The 20,019-nt window shown below is 68.3% G+C and carries 13 protein-coding genes; 6 read left to right on the top strand and 7 right to left on the bottom strand.

The annotated features are described in order from the left end of the window. Positions 1 to 4: 4 nt before the first annotated feature. The 6 genes from AC5P76_RS01590 to AC5P76_RS01565 all read right to left on the bottom strand — a co-directional run bounded on the left by AC5P76_RS01590 (position 5) and on the right by AC5P76_RS01565 (position 8,818). Positions 5 to 544 carry a hypothetical protein gene (locus AC5P76_RS01590; RefSeq protein ID WP_065174783.1) on the bottom strand — a complete coding sequence of 180 codons (540 nt, stop codon included), beginning with the start codon at positions 542 to 544 and terminating at the stop codon, positions 5 to 7. Then, on the bottom strand, positions 541 to 2,982 hold the full coding sequence (gene mrcB / locus AC5P76_RS01585) for a penicillin-binding protein 1B (protein WP_065174782.1): 2,442 nt from the start codon (positions 2,980 to 2,982) through the stop codon (positions 541 to 543). Before mrcB ends, AC5P76_RS01590 begins: the two co-directional genes overlap by 4 nt. A 75-nt stretch (positions 2,983 to 3,057) precedes the next feature. Next, positions 3,058 to 4,002 carry a glycosyltransferase family 2 protein gene (locus tag AC5P76_RS01580; protein ID WP_253118622.1) on the bottom strand — a complete coding sequence of 315 codons (945 nt, stop codon included), beginning with the start codon at positions 4,000 to 4,002 and terminating at the stop codon, positions 3,058 to 3,060. Continuing rightward, complete coding sequence (locus AC5P76_RS01575; protein WP_253118621.1) at positions 3,999 to 4,991, bottom strand: glycosyltransferase family 2 protein; 993 nt, start codon at positions 4,989 to 4,991, stop codon at positions 3,999 to 4,001. The genes AC5P76_RS01580 and AC5P76_RS01575 overlap by 4 nt, the downstream gene beginning before the upstream one ends. A 68-nt stretch (positions 4,992 to 5,059) precedes the next feature. Further along, positions 5,060 to 6,631 (bottom strand): hypothetical protein, encoded by a 1,572-nt coding sequence (locus tag AC5P76_RS01570; RefSeq protein WP_253118620.1) that lies wholly within the window; start codon positions 6,629 to 6,631, stop codon positions 5,060 to 5,062. A gap of 30 nt (positions 6,632 to 6,661) precedes the next feature. Beyond that, positions 6,662 to 8,818, bottom strand: coding sequence for a bifunctional (p)ppGpp synthetase/guanosine-3',5'-bis(diphosphate) 3'-pyrophosphohydrolase (locus tag AC5P76_RS01565; protein ID WP_053518941.1), 2,157 nt, complete (start codon positions 8,816 to 8,818; stop codon positions 6,662 to 6,664). Between the two features lie 129 nt (positions 8,819 to 8,947). Between AC5P76_RS01565 and AC5P76_RS01560 the strand changes: the two genes are divergently transcribed. Beyond that, positions 8,948 to 9,484 carry a hypothetical protein gene (locus AC5P76_RS01560; protein WP_128989723.1) on the top strand — a complete coding sequence of 179 codons (537 nt, stop codon included), beginning with the start codon at positions 8,948 to 8,950 and terminating at the stop codon, positions 9,482 to 9,484. A 46-nt stretch (positions 9,485 to 9,530) separates the two neighbouring features. Here AC5P76_RS01560 and hrpA read toward each other — a convergent pair whose 3' ends face one another. Then, positions 9,531 to 13,613 (bottom strand): ATP-dependent RNA helicase HrpA, encoded by a 4,083-nt coding sequence (gene hrpA / locus AC5P76_RS01555; RefSeq protein ID WP_495222601.1) that lies wholly within the window; start codon positions 13,611 to 13,613, stop codon positions 9,531 to 9,533. 87 nt (positions 13,614 to 13,700) lie between these two features. Here hrpA and AC5P76_RS01550 point away from each other — a divergent pair, with 87 nt between their 5' ends. The 5 genes from AC5P76_RS01550 to AC5P76_RS01530 all read left to right on the top strand — a co-directional run bounded on the left by AC5P76_RS01550 (position 13,701) and on the right by AC5P76_RS01530 (position 20,006). Further along, a complete protein-coding gene (locus AC5P76_RS01550; protein WP_053518946.1) occupies positions 13,701 to 14,249 on the top strand; it encodes a Dps family protein in 549 nt (182 codons plus the stop codon). A 565-nt stretch (positions 14,250 to 14,814) separates the two neighbouring features. Further along, positions 14,815 to 16,617, top strand: coding sequence for a DNA helicase RecQ (gene recQ, locus AC5P76_RS01545; RefSeq protein ID WP_253120259.1), 1,803 nt, complete (start codon positions 14,815 to 14,817; stop codon positions 16,615 to 16,617). A gap of 154 nt (positions 16,618 to 16,771) precedes the next feature. Beyond that, positions 16,772 to 17,152, top strand: a complete 381-nt coding sequence (locus tag AC5P76_RS01540; RefSeq protein ID WP_253120261.1) for a CopL family metal-binding regulatory protein — start codon at positions 16,772 to 16,774, stop codon at positions 17,150 to 17,152. Positions 17,153 to 17,226: 74 nt separating this feature from the next. After that, positions 17,227 to 19,035, top strand: a complete 1,809-nt coding sequence (locus tag AC5P76_RS01535) for a copper resistance system multicopper oxidase (RefSeq protein ID WP_253120263.1) — start codon at positions 17,227 to 17,229, stop codon at positions 19,033 to 19,035. After that, positions 19,032 to 20,006: a copper resistance protein B gene (locus tag AC5P76_RS01530; protein WP_253120265.1), complete on the top strand. Its 975-nt coding sequence runs from the start codon at positions 19,032 to 19,034 to the stop codon at positions 20,004 to 20,006. The genes AC5P76_RS01535 and AC5P76_RS01530 overlap by 4 nt, the downstream gene beginning before the upstream one ends. Positions 20,007 to 20,019: the final 13 nt, after the last annotated feature.

The raw sequence follows: 20,019 nt of genomic DNA, 5'->3' as shown, positions 1-20,019 counted from the left end.
TACCTCAGTACCGCTTGATGCCCGGTACCGTGCACCCTTCCAGCTGTGCATGCGCCGACACCGCGTTCTCCTTCTCCCCGCGCGCCAGCCGTGACTGCTCGATCGTCGCCCAGTGGCGCCGGCACAGCGGCCCGGTCTTCGACCCCAGATCGATGGCCTTGCGCGCGAACGTCTCCGCCTCCGACCACTTGCCCTGCAGCAGGGCGATTTCGGCCCGCTCCTGCAGCACTGCGGGGTCTGCGGCGACGATCTGCAGCGCCTGGTCCAGGCTGGCGGCGGCGGCCGGCAGATCGTTGGCCTGGCGCTGCGTCAGCGCGGTCTGGCGCAGATCCTCAACCTGTGGATCGCGCAGCGGCTGCACCGACAGTTCCTTGTCATCCGGTCCCGCCGCCGCTTCGACCGCAGCCAGGCGTTGCACCGGCGTGGTGGTAGCGGCGACCGGCTTGACCACCGGCGGCGCGCTGCTGACACAGGCGGCCAGCACCACGGTGAGGCCGGCCAGGGTGAGCGGATGCAGGAAAGTTCGAAGCGTCATCGGATTCATCGACTCGGAGGAGGAGTGGTCGCCGCCGGCGCGGCTGCGGGTTCTTCCGCCGGTTCCGGCTTGCGATCCAGGCCGAACCAGCTGCGCCAGCCTCCGCCTTCGCTGCCGGCGCCGTCCTGGGCTTCGGGCGAAACCGCCGGCGCGCAGGGCGCATACGCCGGCGCATAGCCGACCACGAACGGGAAGCGCCGCGCGCCCGGACAGCCCTCATCGGTACTGTTGGTGCCGCTGGCGGCGATCGGCTGCCAGTCCAGCCCCTTGTTGCTGACCCGCAGCGGCGCGCTCGGCAGGCGCTGGAAGATGCCCGACCACACGCGCATCGCACCGGTGGCGCCATACAGCCCGGCCTGCTCGTTCTGGTCGTTGCCCATCCAGATCACCGCCAGGTGGTCGCCGGTGTAGCCGGCATACCAGCTGTCGCGGCCATCATTGGTGGTACCGGTCTTGCCGGCCGGCTGCAGGCGGCCCAGGCCGTCTGCGTTGAGGCGCTGCGCGGTGCCGCTGGCAACCACCTGCTGCAGGCCGATGCTGATCAGGTTGGCCGCGATCGAATCGCCTTCCTGTGCCGGCGCAGGCGACTTGTCATAGCGCTTGAGCAGCTTGCCCTGCGGATCAAGCACGCCACGCACCGCGTGCAACGGCTGGATCTCGCCGCCCGAGGCCAGGAACTGGTACAGCTGCGCCATCGCATACGGGCTCTGGTCGGTCGAGCCGAGAATCACGGCCGGATTCGGTTCGGCCTTGATGCCGGCCAGCACGTGGATCAGCTGGGTCACACGCTCTGGACCGACCTGCATGCCGACCCGCACCGTGGCCTGGTTGTAGGAATTGGCCAGCGCATCGATCAGCCGCACGGTGCCATGGCTGCGGTTGTCCGCATTGCCCGGGCTCCAGTTGCGGCCACGGCTCAACTGGACGGTCACCGGCGAATCGTCAACCCAGCTCGCCAGCGAGTAGCGGTCTGGCTGGGCCAGCGCCAGCAGGTACACGAACGGCTTGAGCAGCGAGCCGACCGGGCGCTGCGCCTCGATGGCGCGGTTGAAGCCGACCTCGGAGACCTCGCGGCTGCCGATCACTGCCAGCACGTCGCCGTTATGCACGTCGGTCAGCACCATGCCGGCCTGCAGCTCGGGACGGCGCTTGCTCTCCAGCGACTTGATGGTACGGGTCACAGCGCCTTCGGCGTAGGCCTGCGCGGACGGCGACATGCCGGTCATGACGCTCAGGCCCGCGCCCTGCAGTGCGGACTCGGGATAATCGTGGCCGAGCTGGCGACGGACCAGATCGACATAGGCCGGGAAGCGGTTGGCGGCGACCAGGCCCGGTGTCTTCGGCACCCCCAGCGGAGCCTTCAGCGCCCGCTGGTATTCGGCATCGTCGATCAGCGCCGCTTCGCGCAGCTTGCCCAGCACGAAGTTGCGACGATCCAGCGCGCGTTCCGGGTTGCGTCGCGGGTCGTAGTAGGACGGGCCCTTGACCAGGCCGATCAACAGCGCGATGTGCTCGGTTTCCAGCGACGACAGGTCGCGGCCGAACCAGAATTCGGCGCCGGAGGACATGCCATGGATCGCCTGGCTGCCGCGCTGGCCCAGGTACACCTGGTTCAGATACGCCTCGAAAATGGTGCGCTTGTCGTAACGCGCTTCCATGATCAACGCATACAGCACTTCATTGAACTTGCGGGTGAGGGTCTGCTCCTTGCCGATGCCGAGCAGGCCGCTGCGGGCCAGCTGCTGGGTCAGCGTGGACGCACCCTGCCGGCTCTGCCCGCCGGAACGGACGGTCACCCAGACCGCACGGGCGATGCCCGACAGGTCGATGCCGTGATGGCGGTTGAAGTCCTTGTCCTCCACCGCCTGCAGGCCGGTCACCAGCAGGTCCGGCGCCTCGTCCATGCGGATCAGGCGACGCTCTTCCTGCTTCTGGCCGTACAGCGTGGCGATGCGTGCCGGATCCAGGCGGGCGGCCTTGAGCGCCTTGCGGCTGTCGGCATCGCGCAGCGACGCGACGGTGCCGCCAGCGAGCGACAGCTCGACGCGACGTGCGGCCACCCGGCCATCGACGTCGGCGTAGCCACGGCTGGCAATGACGAAGCGGCCACCCTTCACCGCGTAGGTGGCCGGCTCCCTGCCTTCGCCGTCATCGCGGTAGGCGGACGCGGCCAGTTCGGTCTTCAGGGTCGCCGCATCCATCGCCTTGCCGGGCGTCAGCACCAGCGGGCGGGCGTAGACACGGGTCGGGATCTGCCAGCGCAGCTCTCCGAAACGCTGGGTCACCTGCTGGTTGAGGTACAGGGTGTACGGGATCAGGAAACCCAGTCCCAGTGCGACCGCTGCCATGCTCCAGGTGATCAGCCTGCGTCGCCAGGGCGAGCTGCCGCCCTCCTGGTCGTCGTCGTCGAAATCGTCGTGGTCGTCGGAATCGTAGCGTCGGGGCACGGGAAAAGCATGGCAGGGGCGTCAGCGGAGTCTACCCCAGCCCTTTCCCCAAGACAGGTTCGATCGGTCGTCCGTTCAGCGATGGCCCGGCGGCAGCGGACCGGCCCGGCCGCGGATGCCGTCCCACAGCCCCTTCAACATGAACCGCAACCGAATCCAGCGCGGCGCCAGGAACAGCCCGTTGCCCACCAGCTTCAGCAGCAGGCGTGGCACGTCCTGCGCGATCCAGACCCGCGGCGTATAGGCGCGCCCGTAGAGCAGCACGCGGTTGCGCATGATGAAATACAGGCGGAACGGCTTGTGCACGATCACGCCGTCCGGCTTCGCCCGCGACGGCAGCAGTTCCTCGCCGATGCTGTGGCTCATCTGCGCATCGCAGATTCCGTACAGCGCGTGGCCACTGCGTTTGGCGCGGAAGCACCAGTCCATGTCCAGGTTGTCGATGAACAGGCTTTCGTCCATCGCACCGAGGTCACGCAGCGCCGACATCGGCACCAGCGATCCGGACGTGATGAGGAAGTCGCAGGAGATGCGCTGGCCCGGGCCGCCACGCAGCTTGTGGTTGAAGGGGAAGCCGAAGCGGACGAACGGGGCGAGCATGCCGCTGCGTGCGTCGCGGAACTGCGGTCCCACCGCAGCGATCCGCTCATTGCCCGCCAGCTCGACCAGCGCGGTGCCCAGCACGTCGACCATGCCTGGCTCCAGCACACTGTCCTGGTCCATCAGCAGCACGTAGTCGAACCCCAATGACTGCGCCTGCTCATACGACCGGTTCAGCGCACTGCCGAGCCCGACGTTGTGCGGCGAGGCCAGCAGGCTGATACCGGGCGCCGCGCCCAGCAGCGCTTCCACATCCACACCACGGCTGCCGTTGTCGAACACCACCAGATGCCCGACCTGCTGCAGCACGCTGTCGACCACCCGCCGCAGCAACTCCGGATCGGGGCCATAGGTGACGATCACGGCGCAGACGCGGTGCGCGTCGAAGGCAGCACGCGCTGCCGGCATCTGCGAAGTCATTGGATTCCCTGCACGAGGTCGCTGGCCGCCGAACGCAGGCCGTTGGAAAAACGATGATAGCGGCCACTGCCCAGCTCACGGGCGATGTGCAGCATGCGGGACGGCAGCCGGGCTGGCGCGCAGGCCCGCGCCTCGGCATGGCGCAGACGCTGGTCCAGTGTCGCCAACTGTGCGGCATCCAGTGCCGGCCGGCCCAGCCGCGCCTGCTCCTGCAACGAGCGCAGGCGGGCCAACGCCGCCGCGAGGTAGGTGCGGCGCGCGGAACCACTGCCCACGGCCCGCTCCAGCAGCCCGCGCTGGCGCGCGCCCACCTGGTTGTCGCCATGCTGCCGGTAGTCGGTGGTGATCGCTTCGATGCTGTCCAGGCCACCGCTTGCCGCCGCCACCAGCGCCAGCCATTCGTCGTGGATCCAGCCCTTGGCCACCGGCAGCGCCTGCGTGATCAGGCCACGCCGCAGCGCGGTCACGGCGCCGGTCACCAGATTGCGGCCCATCAGCAGCTCGAAGCCTTCACCGCGGTGTTCACGGTCCAGGTCGCGGCGGCTGATCGACAGCGCCTGGAACAGGGTCGCCGGCAGCGGCCGACCCTGCGCATCGACCAGCCGTGCATCGCTGTGCAGCAGTTGTGCCGTGGGCCGCGCGGCGAACGCCTGCAGGAAGGTGGCGACCTTGTCCGCATGCCACACATCGTCCTGGTCGCACAGGAAGACGATGTCGCCGCTGCAGGCCGACAACGCGGTTTCGAAATTGCGCACGTAACCGACGTTCTGCTCCTGCTGCCGCAGCACCACCTCGATGCCGGCCGCACGCAGCGCTTCAGCCTCGTGCAGGAGCACGGCCCAGGTACCATCGGCAGAAGCATCGTCGACCACCACCACCTGTGTCGGCAGTACGCTCTGCGCGGCGATGCTGCGCAGTTGGGCGGCGACATGGCGCTCACCCTGCCAGGTACACAAGGCAACGGAGACGGTGGGTGCGACGCTGGACATGTTCTGGGGAGCGGCCGGAGCGGCTGGACTATACCCGACTGGCACCCCCGGCACGAATGGTCGTCGCATCAGTGCGGCTGTGGCTCGCCACCTGCGCGCCGCAGCCGCTCCTCGAACGGCGGCAGTTCGGCCAGGTCCGGTTGCAGCTGCCGCGCCTGCCCCGCGGCATGCGCGGCAAATGCCAGATCGCCGCTGCCGAGCCGTTCGCTGCCGATCGCCAGCCAGCGCTGGGCCAGGCGCAGCCGTGCGGTCGGCAACCCGGCGTCGGTCGGCGCCAGCGTCTGCCACGCCTGCAGACAGGCGCCGGCGGCCTGCACCCGGTTCTGGCGCAGGTTGTCGTCGAAGCACTGGCGGCTGGCCGGCAGCAGCCGCGTGGCAGCCGCTTTCACGCGGGTGTCGCGTGGGGCCAGCGACTGCGCTTCGCGCAGCGCATCGAAGGCACTGTGCCCGGGCGGACTGATCCATTGCCCTGCACGCTCGGCGCGTTCGACCTGGCGCAGGTGATCACGCAGCAGACGCTCACGCTGGCTGTTGCTGATCGACGGCTGCTGCAGGGCCTGCTGCGCCTGCCGTGCACGCTGCAGGCGCTGCTCGAGCTGCTGCCTGGCCGCTGCCGAGGCACCCAGCGACGCTGCCAATGCGGCATCGCGCTGTGCCGCCTCGAACTGGAAGTCATCGGCCCGCTTCTGGCTGCGTGCGAGGACCGCCTGCAGTGTCTGCTCCCGGCCGCGCTGGGCACTGGGATCGTCGGCCGCCACCGCCAGGACCGCCTGGAAGCCCGCCGCCGCCGCTTCCAGCTGCTGTCGTTTCAACGCACGCTGCGCCTGCCGCAATCGCTGATCCATCGCCTGCGCCAATGCTTCCTGGCTGGCCGGCAGGTCGGCGTGCCCGGCATCGAACTGACGTGCCCGCTGCACCACCGCGGCCGCGTCGGCCAGATCACCTCGCGCGGCCAGGGCACGCGCCTGCTGCAGCAGGTCACTCAGTGCATCCTCGCGACCTTCCAGCGCCGATAGGTTGTCCGGCTGCAGGGCCAGAATGCGCTGGAACATCGGCAGGGCGCTGCTGTCGCCGTCATCCAGGCGCCCAGCGGCGAGTGCGTTGCGCGCCTGCGCAAGCATCGCGCCAATCCCTGCCCCGGCCGTGCGACGTGCCTGCAGCTGGCGCGCCAGCGCATCGGTCTGGCTCTGCGGCACCTGCAGCTCGCGTGCCAGCGCCAAGGCCTGCGCACTGGCGTCCAGTTCCCCGGCCTGCAGCCGATCCCGCGCCTGCTGCAACGCAGCGGCACCGGTCCGTGCCAGGCCCTCGCGCGCCTGCGGGCGATCGCCGTCGAGCGCAAGCGCGGCCTGGTAGCGCTCGCGCGCACCACTGCCATCGGTGGCGGTCAGCCGTCCCGCCGCCAGCGCACGATCACCTTCGGCCAGCAGCTGTTCGATCTGCGGTTCGTCCCAGAACCAGTCCGCCAGCGGCTTGCGCAGCAGCACCAGCAGCACGAACACCGCCATCGCCGCCACCAGCGCCCAGCGCCAGACCCGGCGCGCATGCCGCGCCTGCAGCCACCACCAACGGCCTTCACGACGGACACGGTCCAGCGCAGGATGTTCGGCGCCGTGAGGGCGATGCGGAGGCTCGCGTTCCATGCGTGCAGGGTAGCCGGGGTGGCGTGAAGCTCAGCCGAGGCGACGTGCCTCGCTGACACCGGGCAAGGCATCGAGCTTGCCCAGCAGCGTCGACAGCTGGCCGTAATCGCTCACCTTCAGCCGCAGGCGCAGGTGGGCACGGCCGCTGTTGCGCACGTTGTCGCTGTGGATGTCGAGCACGTAGGCGTCTTCCTGGGCGATCAGGTTGGTGATGTCCTTCAGCAGCCAGCGGCGATCGACCGCATCGACCACCACGTCCACTTCGTAACCGCCGCCCGCCTGCCCCCATTCCACCGGCAGGATGCGTTGCGGGCTGGCCGCGGCAAGGCGGGCCAGCGCTGCACAGTCTGCGCGATGCACCGTGACACCCCGGCTACGGGTCAGGTAGCCGACGATGGGTTCGCCCGCCACCGGCTGGCAGCAGCGTGCCAGCTGCACCAGCAGGTTGCCCACGCCCTGCACGGTGAACTTGGACTTGCCCAGGTTCTCGCGCCGTGCGGTCGGGCGTGGCAGGGTCGGCGGCGGCGCTGGCTGGCTGGCCGCACGTTCGGCCTCCAGCAGCGCGCGGCTGATCTGGTTGGGGCCGGTATCGCCCAGCGCCACCTGGATGTACAGGTCGTCGACGCTGTCGGCATGGAACTTCTTCGCCGCGGCCGCCAGATCCGAATGCTGCAGCCCGAGCCGCTTGAGCTCGCGCTCCAGCAGTTCGCGGCCGGCCTGCACGTTGCGCGCGCGGTCAAGCTTGTGGAACCAGCTGCGTACCTTCTCGCGCGAGCGGTTGCTGGCCAGGAAGCCGTTGGCCGGTATCAGCCAGTCGCGGCGCGGATCGGCCTCCTTGCCGGTAAGGATCTCCACCCGGTCGCCGCTGCGCAGGCGGTAGGTCAACGGCACGATGCGGCCGTTCACCTTGGCGCCGCGGCAGCGGTGTCCCACCATGGTGTGCACCTGGTAGGCGAAGTCCAGTGGCGTGGCCCCCTGCGGCAGATCCAGCACTTCGTCCTTCGGGCTCAGCGCATAGACGCGGTCCTCGGTGAGCTCCGCATCCAGTGCCCCGGCCAGTTCATTGCCCTGCCCGTCCTGCGCCTGCTCCAGCAGCTGGCGCATCCAGGTGATCTTGCGGTCGAAGGACTTTTCGGCGCCCTTGCCACCTTCCTTGTACTTCCAGTGCGCAGCCACGCCCAGTTCGGCCTGCGCATGCATCTCGTGGGTGCGGATCTGCACTTCGATGGTGCGCCCTTCCGGGCCGACGACGGCGGTGTGCAGCGAACGGTAGTCGTTGGCCTTGGGTCGGGCGATGTAATCATCGAACTCGCTCGGCACCGGCGCCCACAGCGCGTGCACCACGCCCAGCACGGCGTAGCAGGCCGCGACGTCGTCGACCATCACCCGCACCGCACGGATGTCATACAGCTGGTCGAACGCCAGCCGCTTCTTCTGCATCTTCCGCCAGATGCTGTAGATGTGCTTCGGCCGCCCGCTGACCTCGGCCTTGATGCCCTGGGCCGACAGTTCGCGCGAGAGCACCTTCTTGACGTTCTCGACGTAACGCTCGCGGGCGATGCGCGTTTCATCCACCTCGCGGGCGATGCGTCGGTAGGTGTCCGGCTCCAGATGGCGGAACGCCAGGTCTTCCAGCTCCCACTTCAGCTGCCAGATGCCCAGGCGGTTGGCCAGCGGGGCATGGATGTCGCGGGTCAGCTGGGCCAGCGCGCGGCGCTGCTCCTCCTCCAGCCTGTCGGCCGCGCGCATGCGCGCCAGTTGCCGCGCCAGCAGGATCGGCACCACCCGCAGGTCGCGGATGATCGCCAGCAGCAGCCGGCGCAGGCCCTCACTGTTGCGTCCTGCCTCGCGACCGGCGTGCAGCGCCCATACCGGGTCGGCCGCGTCCTGGCCGTCGAGCAGGCCGATCACCGCCGCCCGGTGGCTGCCAAGCGGCAACTGCTCCAGGTGGGCGCGCAGGCCGGGCAGGTCGAACAGCAGGGCCGCGACCACCGCGCCTTCGTCCGCCGAGAGCATTGACAGGGCATCGAGGGTGTCGCCCAGCACCGACCAGCTGGCGCGCATCTGCGTGTCAGTCCCGGCAGCTTCCCAGTACTCGCGCAGGGCCTGGCGCAGCGGAGCGGGCAGCACCGCTGCCGAGGGACGGTTCAACAAGGCATCCAGGCCGGGGACGGAAGCGCGGTTCACAGCATCGAGCAGGCAAGACAGAGGCCCCTACACTAGCGCCGGCACCGTTCAGGGACAATCGCCACCGCTGCATCGCCGGGCATGAGCACATGCCGCTACACTCGCGGGCAAACCCCGGAGAGACCTGTCATGCCTTCCATTGTCCTGCGCGCCCGTCCACGGCTGCTGGCCTGTGCCGCCGTGCTGTTGTCCCTGTCCGCGCCCGCCCTGGCGCAGCGCGTGGTGGAGGGCGATCTGCAGCAGCAGATGTCACCGGCCGAGTTCAAGGCCGCCGGCCTGGACAAGCTCAGCGCCGCCGAACTGGCCTCGCTCAACCGCTGGCTGCAGGGCAAGGTCGAAGCCGCTGCCACCGAGGCGGTCGCCGCCGTGCGCGAGGAAGCGCGCGAGGAGGGGCGTCAGGAAGTGATCCGCAAGAACCGTGGCTTCTTCGACTTCGGCAGCAAGGAGCCGATCACCGGTGTGCTGCAGGGCGAGTTCCGCGGCTTCGGCAAGGGCCGCGTCTATTCGCTGGACAACGGCCAGCAATGGGAGCAGACCGACGCGACGTCAATTTCCGGTGTCCGCAGGCAATCACCCAAGGTCAGCATCACCCCGGGCATGTTGGGTGTGTGGTACCTGAAGGTCGAGGGCGTCAATACCCAGCCCAAGGTCCGCCGCACCAAGTAACGCGCGAGCCGTTTGAATGCAGCCGGGCACTGCCCGGCTGCACGCTTCATGCCTGGCGCAGTGCCGCCACCCGCTGCGCCAGCTTCTTGGCCGAGATGCCGGTGCGCGCCCCCAGTTCCTGGGCGAACAGCGAAACCCGCAGCTCCTCCAGATCCCAGCGCAGCGCCTGCCACTGTGGCCGCTCGCGCAGGCCCTGCTGTTCACCGGCAGCCAGCGCCTCCAGGAACGGATGCAGTTCCAGCATGCGCGCCTGGTCACGTGGTGGGTCGCGCTTGGCACGTTCGGTGCGAAGGATCATCGCCTTCAGGTAACGGGGATACTGGGCCAGCGCATCAGCCGGTGTGTCGCGCAGGAAGCCGGGGTGGATCAATCCCGCCAGCTGCGCTTCCATGTCGTCCAGGTTGCCCCGTGCCCAGCCCATCAACGGCGCTTCCAGCATCGGCTTCAGTTCCGCCACCAGCGCCAGGATGGTCTCGGCCAGCTTCAGCCGCGACATCGCCTCGCCAAACAGGGCCTTGGCTGCATGCTCGCGGCGCTGTTCGAAGGCCGCCGCATCGCGGATGCTTTCCAGTCCTTCGGCCAGCACGGCGTTCATCGCCGCATCGACCAGATCGCCTCGCAGGCGCTCCTGCGATTCGATCGCCGCATACAACAGGCCCGTCTTGGCACCGACCGGCAGCTGCTTGCGGGCCTGCTTGACCTTGTCGGCCAGCGCTATCTCCAGCAGGCGGCGCACGCCCAGTGGGTGGGCCTCCTCGGCCTGCTGGCGGTCGGCGAAGATGCGCAGGGCCACACTGTCACCCTCGTCCAGCAGCGCCGGATAGGCGGGCACGCCCGCCTCACCGGGTACCTGCAGTGGAATCGGCGCAGCCGGGAAGGTGCGCAGCCCATCGGCCGCCATCTCGCGACCGGCACGCGCGGCAAAGGCATCACCGGCTCGGCCGCCGAATCGCGCCCGCAACGCGTCGAGGTCACGTGAGGTGGCCAGCACCTTGCCCTGCTCGTCGCGCAGTCGCAGATTCATGTGCAGATGCGGCTCGATGGAATCCGGCTCGAAATCAGTCGCCGCGACTGGGGCGCCGGTCGCGCGCGACAGGAAGCGTGCCAGTTCGCCGGTGATCGCATCGGCACTGGCATTGGGGAACGCCTCATGGAACGCACGGCCGAAATCCGGGGCCGGCACATAATTGCGGCGCATCGCCTTGGGCAGGCTGCGGATCAGCGCTGCCGCCTTGTCGGCGACGAAGCCTGGCGCCAGCCAGCCCAACTGCACTGGATCGAGTGCGTTGAGCAGGTGCAGCGGCACCTCCAGGGTGACACCATCATCTTCGGCACCCGGCTCGAAACGGTAGTGCAGCGGCAGCCTTGCCTGGCCCAGCGGCAGATACTTCGGATAACGCTCCTGTTCGCTGCCTTCGCCCGGCAGCAGGTCCGCCAGCGTCCAGTGCAGCCCCTTGCGCTGTGCGGGCGGCAGTTCCTTCCACCACGCGTCCAGGCCGGATGCCGAATGGATGTGGGGGGGAACCCGGTCCAGATACCAGCGCGCCTGCCAGTTTTCATCGGCAACGATGCCAGCCCGGCGCAGCTTCGCTTCTTCCTCGCGCGCCACCTCCAGCACCTTCTGGTTGTCTGCCACGAAACTGGCGCGGGTGTTGATCTCGCCGGTCACCAGCGCCTGCCGCACGAAGATGTCGTGCGCCTCGCCGGGTGCGATGCGTCCGTAATGCACCGGCTTCTTCGGCGCCAGCACCAGACCGAACAGGCTGATCTGTTCCGATGCCAGCACCTGGCCCTGCGCACGCGACCAATGCGGGTCGAAGTGCTTGCGCAGGAGCAGGTGCGGCAGCTCGGCAATCACCCAGTCCGGCTCGATCGCCGCCAGGGTCATGCCCCACACCTTCTGCGTGTCGAGCAGGTTGGCCACCAGCAACCAGGGGGGTGGCCGCTTGGACAGCACGGAACCGGGGAACGGCAGGAAGCGGCGCTGGCGTGGCGCGAGGAAATCCCCCTTCTCGGTGCGATGGCCGATCTGCGTAGGCAGGCCCGCCACCAGTGCACGATGCAGCGTCTGATAGGCCGAAGCCCGCACGCGTTCACTGAAGCCGCCGCCGGCAGGCGCCTGCTCTTTCTGCGCCCGTGCCGCCACCGGCGCCGGCACGGCCTCTGCCTTGCCCTCGCGGGCCAGGCGGGCAGCGCGGTGCAGCTGGCCCCGCGTGGCTTTCACCGCTGCCGCGTCATCACGTGCGGCCGCCGGCGCACTGCTGCCCGCCAGCAACGGTGCCATCGATGCTTCCACGGGCTCTTCCTTCCAGCCCAGCTCCTCGCACAGCAGGCGTAGTTGGCGATGCAGCTCGCGCCACTCGCGCATGCGCAGGAATCCAAGGAAATGCCGCCCGCACCAGTCGCGCAGCTTGGACTGGGTCAGGTCTTCATGGGCCTGCCGGTAGGCATCCCACAGGCGCAGCACGCCGACGAACTCGGAGCGGCCGTCGGCGAACTGGGCATGCGCGGTGTCGGCGGCCCCCCGTGCCTCGGCCGGTCGCTCGCGCGGGTCCTGGATGCCCAGGAACGAGGCGATCACCAGCATCGGCCGCAGGCAGCCGGCCGCCTGTGCCGCCACCAGCATGCGTGCCAGCTTCACATCCACCGGCAGGCGCGCCATCTGCTTGCCGATCGCGGTCATGCGCCGCTCGCTGTCGATCGCGCCCAGCTCGGTCAGCTGCTGCCAGCCATCGGCCACCGCACGTTCGTCCGGTGCTTCCAGGAAAGGAAAATCCTCGATGCGGCCCAGACCCAACTGCAGCATGCGCAGGATCACCCCGGCCAGGCTGGAGCGGCGGATTTCCGGATCGGTGAACTCCGGCCGGGCCTGGAAATCGGCCTCCGCATACAGGCGGTAGCAGATGCCCTCGGCGATACGGCCGCAGCGGCCCTTGCGCTGGTTGGCGCTGGCCTGCGAGATCGGCTCGATGTGCAAGCGGTCAAGCTTGTTGCGCGGGCTGTAACGCTTGACGCGGGCGAAGCCCGGATCGACCACATAACGGATACGCGGCACCGTCAGCGAGGTCTCGGCCACGTTGGTGGCCAGCACGATGCGCCGGTTCGGCCCGGGGTTGAACACCCGGTCCTGGTCCTGGTTGGACAGCCGTGCATACAACGGCAGCACCTCGGTATTGCGGTACCGGCGTCGCTCCAGCGACTGGTGGGCGTCGCGGATCTCACGTTCACCCGGCAGGAAGATCAGCACATCGCCCCGCGCGTCCAGGCGCGTGATCTCGTCGATCGCCGACACGATCGCATCGTTGACGGTGCGTTCGCCCTCCTGCTCGCCCTCGCCTTCCAGCGCGCGGTAGCGCACCTCGACCGGATAGGTACGGCCCTCCACGCTGATCACCGGCGCGTCGTCGAAATGCTGGGCGAAACGGTCGGTGTCGATGGTGGCCGAGGTGACGATCAGTTTCAGGTCCGGCCGCTTGCGCAGCAGCTGCTTCAGATAGCCGAGCAGGAAGTCGATGTTGAGGCTGCGTTCATGCGCTTCATCGACGATGATCGTGTCGTAGTTCGACAGCCAGCGGTCGCTGGCGATCTCCGCCAGCAGGATGCCGTCGGTCATGAACTTGATGCGGCTGTCCTCGCTGACCTTGTCGTTGAAGCGCACCTGGTAGCCGACCAGCTGGCCCAGCTCGCTCTGCAGCTCCTGTGCCACGCGGCTGGCCACCGCGCGTGCGGCGATCCGGCGCGGCTGGGTGCAACCGATCATGCCGGCCTGGCCACGGCCGGCGGCCAGGCACAGCTTGGGCAGCTGGGTGGTCTTGCCCGAGCCCGTTTCGCCCGCGATCACCACCACCTGGTGATCCCGGATCAGCGCGATGATGGCATCGGCTTCACGCGCAGTCGGCAGCTGGGGGTCCAGAGTAATGGCTGGTTGCTGCTGCGCCCGTTTCTGCCGGCGCTGCACCGACGCCTGCAAGGCCTGCTCGAAGGTAGCAGCCAGTGCCGCATCCTGTGGCTTGGCCTGGCAACGCGAGAGCATCCCCAGCAAACGGCCCCGGTCGCGGCTCATTGCGCCGTCGATGGCGGCGCGCTGTTGGCGCAGGCGGGACTGCGGCATTTTGTCGATAGCGTTCATCAATCGGTTCGTTTAAAACTTTGAAAGCAAACAGTCGTCAAGACTGATTTATTGTGAAGACCAACGATTCCACAAAGGAGGAACCCCATGGCGAAGACCAAGAGCCCGACCAAGGCCAAGACCGGCAAGCAGAAGCTTGCCGCTGCGGCGCCGTCGGCCCCCAATATCGATATCGGGATCACCCAGGGCGACCGCAAGAAGATCGCCGACGGTCTGTCGCGCTTCCAGGCTGACGCGTTCACGCTCTACCTGAAGACGCACAACTTCCACTGGAACGTGACCGGGTCGATGTTCAACTCGCTGCACACCATGTTTGAAACACAGTACACCGAGCAATGGGCGGCCCTGGACGATGTGGCCGAGCGCATCCGCGCGCTGGGCTTCAATGCCCCGGGCTCCTACCGGGAGTTCGCTGCGCTGACCTCGATCGCCGAGGAGCCGGGCCTGACCGACAGTGCGGACTGGCGGGAAATGGTACGCCAGTTGGTGGTCGCCAACGAAGCGGTCTGCCGTACGGCGCGTGAAGTGCTGGAGGTGGCGGCCAAGGGCGATGATGCCCCGACCGAGGATCTGATGACCCAGCGCCTGCAGACCCACGAGAAGTATGCGTGGATGCTGCGCTCCCTGCTCCAGTAAGGGTCGGGGGGTGTTCGGCAGGGCTGCGCCCTGCACCCGCAGAAGCAACTGCAACGGCAACGGCCGGAGCAAAAGCGGGTTTCCTGTGGGTTGGCGGGGTGGGTCCGGTTGCGGGGGACGCCGCAAGTACGTCCCTGTAGGCTCGGTCGCGCCATCCATGGCGCTCACGCCCCCGCAACCGGACCCACCCCGCCTTCGATAGATCTCCGCGAGCTGTCAGGACATGCCTTGGGGTCGGATCCGTTTTCCGCAGGAAAACGGATCCGACCCCATTCTGTTTGTCGATATCTGACAGATTTCATCCACGCAGGGCGTGGATGGCCCCACCGTCACCGGGAAACTGTCGAAGGTGGGGCGGTGTCGGAGTGCGGGGTGTCAGCCGCATGGATGCGGCTGCCAAGCCTACACGGACGTACTTGCGGCGTCCCCGCACTCCGACACCGCCCCACCAGACCGCGGATCAGCCCAGAGCCGGCTGTTGCCTTTGACGTTGCACTGGCTTGCAGCAGGTGCAGGGCGCAGCCCTGCCGAACCCCTATCCCTCCCTCCGGGGTAAACTAGCGCGATGGCTTCCCGTCCCGCGCACGACCTGCTCAACCGCGTCTTTGGTTACGACGATTTCCGTGGTCCGCAGCAGGACATCGTGGAGCACGTGGCTGCCGGTCACGACGCCCTGGTGTTGATGCCCACCGGTGGTGGCAAGTCGCTGTGCTACCAGGTGCCCGCCCTGCTGCGCGACGGATGCGGCATTGTCATCTCACCGCTGATCGCACTGATGCAGGACCAGGTCGAAGCCCTGCGCCAGCTGGGCGTGCGCGCCGAATACCTGAACTCGACGCTGGACGTGGACACTGCCGGCCGCGTCGAACGCGAACTGCTGGCCGGCGAGCTGGACATGCTCTATGTCGCACCCGAGCGCCTGCTGACGGGTCGCTTCCTGTCCCTGCTCTCGCGCAGCCGGATTGCCCTGTTCGCGATCGACGAAGCCCATTGCGTGTCGCAATGGGGCCATGACTTCCGCCCCGAGTACCGCCAGCTGACGGTGCTGCACGAGCGCTGGCCGCAGATTCCCCGGATTGCCCTGACAGCCACCGCCGATCCGCCGACCCAGCGCGAGATCGCCGAGCGCCTGGACCTGCAGGATGCCCGCCATTTCGTCAGCTCCTTCGACCGCCCCAACATCCGCTACACCGTGGTGCAGAAGGACAACGCACGCAAGCAGCTGACCGATTTCCTGCGCGGCCATCGCGGCGAGGCGGGCATCGTCTACTGCATGTCGCGGCGCAAGGTCGAGGAAACCGCCGAGTACCTGCGCGGACAGGGCTTCAACGCCCTGCCCTACCACGCCGGCCTGCCCGCCGACGTCCGCGCGGACAACCAGCGCCGCTTCCTGCGCGAGGACGGCATCGTCATGTGCGCCACCATCGCCTTCGGCATGGGCATCGACAAGCCGGACGTGCGCTTCGTTGCGCATACCGACCTGCCCAAGTCGATGGAAGGCTACTACCAGGAAACCGGCCGCGCCGGCCGCGATGGCGAAGCGGCCGAAGCATGGCTGTGCTACGGCCTGGGCGACGTCGTGCTGCTCAAGCAGATGATCGAGCAGTCCGAAGCCGGCGAGGAACGCAAGCAGCTGGAGCGGTCCAAGCTCGACCACCTGCTCGGCTACTGCGAATCCATGCAGTGTCGCCGCCAGGTGCTGCTGGCCGGCTTCGGGGAGACCTATCCCCGCCCCTGCGGCAACTGCGACAACTGCCTGACCCCGCCAGCGGCATGGGACGCGACAGTTCCCGCGCAGAAGGCACTGAGCTGCGTCTACCGCAGCGGCCAGCGCTACGGCGTCGGCCATCTGATCGACATCCTGCGCGGCAGCGAGAACGAGAAGGTGCGCCAGCAAGGTCATGACCAGCTCAGCACCTACGCCATCGGCCGCGACCTGGATGCACGGACCTGGCGCAGCGTATTCCGCCAGCTGGTGGCCGCCAGCCTGCTCGAAGTGGATAGCGAAGGCCACGGTGGCCTGCGCCTGACCGATGCCAGCCGCGACGTACTGAAGGGCCGCCGCACGGTGAACATGCGCCGCGAGGCTGCGACCAGCGCCGGCCGCGAACGCAGCGCGCAGCGCACCGGCCTGTCGGTCCCCCCGCAGGATCTGGCCCTGTTCAATGCCCTGCGCGGCCTGCGTGCCGAACTGGCCCGCGAGCAGAACGTGCCGGCCTTCGTGATCTTCCACGACAGTACCCTGCGCAACATCGCCGAACAGCGCCCCACCAGCCTGGACGAGCTGGCCCGGGTCGGCGGCATCGGTGGCACCAAGCTGAGCCGCTATGGTCCGCGCCTGGTGGAAATCGTGCGCGAAGAGGGGTAGCGCCCGGCCTCCTGCAGAGCCGAGCCCACGCTCGGCTGCCATTGCCGCAGAAGCAGCCGAGCGCGGGCTCGGCTCTACATTGGTGCCGCTCCAATCTTGAACCGGCCATTCAGCCGGAAGTGCATCCGGGCCCGCTTGCGGCTAGATTAGCGCCATGTCCCTGGCCTCTACCCTGCTCCGCGTCGTGCTCATGCTCAGCCTGTTGCTCAACGGGCTGAACGCGGCCATGGCCAGCGGTCATGAGGAGATGGGCCGCATGGCCCACGTGATGATGGCGACGATGGCGGGCGACGCCGACTGCCATCACCACGCCGCCATGTCCGCCGACGAGGCGCCGCAGGCCCAACCGGCGGCCCACGATGCGCATTGCCAGATCAAGGACTGCCTGCGCAGCTGTGCCCAGCATCCCCTGCTGGCGGTGCAGGCGCTGCCCTTCATGGCCGGTCCCAGCCTGTCGCTGACACCGCAGCCGATGCCGGCCAACGGCCGCCCGGCGCCGCCGTTGCCGCCACTTTCCCGCCCTCCCATCGCCTGATCCACACGCGTCGTGCGCCACGCGCACTCAAGCCGGCCCGCTGCCGGCGTCCTACCGTGTCTGGAGTCACCACCATGAATACCCGCATTCCCCCCGGCCCGGGCGCCCTGCCCATGCCGTCGCGCCGCCTGTTCGTTCAGGGTCTCGCCGCTGGCGGCGTGGTTGCCGGCATCGCCGCGGTCGGCGTGCCGCAGCGCGCGCTCGCTGCGGCCAGTGCCGCCCCGCGCCTGGCCGGCGCACCGGCCGTGCTGACCGATACCCGCCTGGAACTGGCCATCGGCGAATCGCTGGCCAACTTCACTGGTCGCACCCGGCCGGCGATCACCGTCAACGGCTCACTGCCGGCACCGATCCTGCGCTGGCGCGAGGGCCAGACCGTGGATCTGTTCGTACGCAATACGCTGGACCGCCACCCGACCTCGATCCACTGGCACGGCATCCTGCTGCCGGCCAACATGGACGGCGTCCCGGGCCTGAGCTTCAACGGCATCGGTCCCGGCGAGACCTACCACTACCACTTCCAGCTCAAGCAGTCGGGCACGTACTGGTATCACAGCCATTCGATGTTCCAGGAGCAGGCCGGCCTGTATGGCGCACTGATCATCGACCCGGCCGAGCCGGCCCCGTACCGGCACGACCGCGAGCACGTGATCATGCTGTCGGACTGGACCGACATGGACCCGGGTGCACTGTTCCGGCGCATGAAGAAGCTCGCCGAGCACGACAACTACTACAAGCGCACCCTGCCCGACTTCGTGCGCGATGTGCGCAGCGATGGCTGGTCTGCGGCGCTGTCCGACCGCGGCATGTGGGGACGGATGCGGATGACACCCACCGACATCTCCGACATCAACGCGCATACGTACACCTACCTGATGAACGGCACCGCGCCGGCCGGCAACTGGACCGGGCTGTTCCGCACTGGCGAGAAGGTGCTGCTGCGCTTCATCAACGGCGCCTCGATGACCTACTTCGACGTGCGCATTCCCGGCCTGAAGATGACCGTGGTCGCTGCCGATGGCCAGTACATCCATCCGGTCAGCATCGATGAGTTCCGCATCGCCCCCGCCGAGACCTACGACGTGCTGGTCGAACCCAGCGGGCAGGATGCGTTCACCATCTTCTGCCAGGACATGGGCCGCACCGGCTACGCGGCCGGCACCCTGGCCGTGCGCCACGGCCTGCAGGCGCCGGTTCCCGCCCGCGACCCACGCCCGCTGCTGACGATGAGCGATATGGGTCACGACATGGGCGGCGGTCACGGCGGTCATGACATGGCCGCGATGAAAGGCATGGAAGGCGGCTGCGGCGCCAGCATGGGGCACGGCGCGCATGGCGGCGCGACGACCACCGGCAAGGCACCGCAGCACCCGGCCAGCGAACGCAACAATCCGCTGGTGGACATGCAGAGCTCGGCCACCGATCCCAAGCTGGACGATCCCGGCATCGGCCTGCGCGACAACGGCCGCCAGGTGCTGACCTACGGCGCGATGCGCAGCCTGTTCGAGGACCCCGATGGCCGCGAGCCCAGCCGTGAGATCGAGCTGCACCTGACCGGCCACATGGAGAAGTTCTCCTGGTCGTTCGACGGCATTCCATTCGCCAGCGCCGAGCCACTGCGGCTGAACTACGGCGAGCGCATGCGCATCGTGCTGGTCAACGACACGATGATGCAGCATCCGATCCACCTGCATGGCGTCTGGAGCGATGTGGAGGACGCGCAGGGCAACTTCCAGCTGCGCAAGCACACGGTGGACATGCCGCCGGGCACCCGCCGCAGCTACCGCGTGCGCGCCGATGCGCTCGGCCGCTGGGCCTATCACTGCCACCTGCTCTACCACATGGAAGCGGGGATGATGCGCGAAGTGAGGATCGAAGAATGAAGCGCTCCCTTTTCTCCCCCAGCCTGCTGGCAATGGCCCTGACCGTCGCACTGCCTGCTTTCGCACAGTCGCACGCGGGCCATGACATGCCCACGCCCGCACCGGCACCGGGGCCGAAGACCAAGCAGCCCACTGCCGAAGACGCGGTTGATCACTCGAAGATGGATCATTCGACGATGGATCACTCGAAGATGGATCATTCGACGATGGATCACTCGCAGATGGATCACGCGGCGATGGGTCACGGCACGCCCGCACCGACCGAGCCGCGCGAGCCGATTCCAGTGCCCACCGACGCCGATCGTGCCGCCGCGTTCCCGCCCATCGCCCATGGCGCGATGGAGCATGCGCCGGAGATCAACAGCCTGCTGCTGATCGACCGCCTGGAGCATTGGGACGGCAAAAACAGCAACGGCCAGGCCTGGGAGGCCACCGGCTGGATCGGCGGCAACATCAACCGCCTGTGGCTGCGCACCGATGGCGAGCGCAGTGAGGGCCGCACCGAATCCTCGGCGGTGGAAGCACTGTACGGGCGCAGCGTGTCGCCCTGGTGGGATGTACTGATGGGTGTCCGCCAGGACTTCCGCCCCGCCGATTCCCGAACCTGGGCGGCCATCGGCATCCAGGGCCTGGCGCCGTACAAGTTCGAGAGTTCGGCCACGCTCTATGCCGGCTCCGGCGGACAGCTGGTGGCCAAGGCCGAAGTGGAGTACGACGTGCTGCTGACCAACCGGCTGATCCTGCAGCCGCTGGTGGAGGCCACCGTGGCCAGCAAGGACGAACCGGAGTACGGCATCGGGCGCGGCCTGAACAAGGTCGAGGCCGGACTGCGCCTGCGCTACGAGTTCAGCCGCCGCTTCGCGCCTTACATCGGTATCACCCATGAGCGCAGTTTCGGCGATACCGCCGACTATGCCGGCGACCACGCGCGCGACACGCGCTGGGTAGCGGGCGTGCGCATGTGGTTCTAGTCGGCACAATGCG

It is taken from the genome of Stenotrophomonas sp. YJH_SMC_36, from assembly GCF_059369935.1.
The sequence above is the reverse complement of the archived record's forward strand: the minus strand, read 5'-3'. Positions and strand labels throughout refer to the sequence as shown.